Here is a 552-nt window from a genome sequence, read left to right as displayed (position 1 = left end):
CCCGCTGGAGGATTCACCCCGCAGCGGCCGCCGCGGCTGTCGGATCTGCTGGCCACGATCTCCGGCGGCGCGCAGCGGTTGCGGCAGTTCGCCGAGGAAGACGACGATGTCGCGTTCCGGGCCGCGACCAAAGTGTTGCGCCGTTCGCTGCGCGCGGTGATCGAAGGCCCGTGGGGCCAGATCTTCGACCGGCAAACCAGCACACCCCTGGACCTGAACAGCCCCGCGGTCTGCATCGATGTGTCCCGCATCCCTGAAGGCGACACGAAACTGCTGGCGGCGGTGCTGATGGTGTGCTGGAGCGAGGGCTTCGGCGCGGTCGCCGCCGCCCATGCGCTGGCCGACGCCGCTCTCGCGGCCCCGCGCACGTTCGAGGTCGTCATGGACGAGATCTGGCGCGTGCTGGGTGCGGGTGAGTTCATGGTCGACCGCGTCGATGCGCTGACCCGGTTGAACCGGCCGCTGGGCACCGGGTTGATCATGTGCAGCCACACCATCAAAGACCTCGCCGCCTTCGACTCGCCGGCCGCGCAAGCCAAAGCCCTCGGCTTC

At 69.4% G+C, this 552-nt stretch carries 1 pseudogene; it reads left to right on the top strand.

Annotated features, from left to right (window positions below):
* Nucleotides 1-552: pseudogene (locus tag A5780_RS41490) on the top strand (hypothetical protein); the annotation flags it as partial.

Origin of the sequence: Nocardia sp. 852002-20019_SCH5090214 (genome assembly GCF_001665865.1) — a bacterium.
In the GTDB taxonomy this organism is placed as follows: Bacteria; Actinomycetota; Actinomycetes; order Mycobacteriales; family Mycobacteriaceae; genus Nocardia; species Nocardia nova.
The sequence above is the reverse complement of the archived record's forward strand: the minus strand, read 5'-3'. Positions and strand labels throughout refer to the sequence as shown.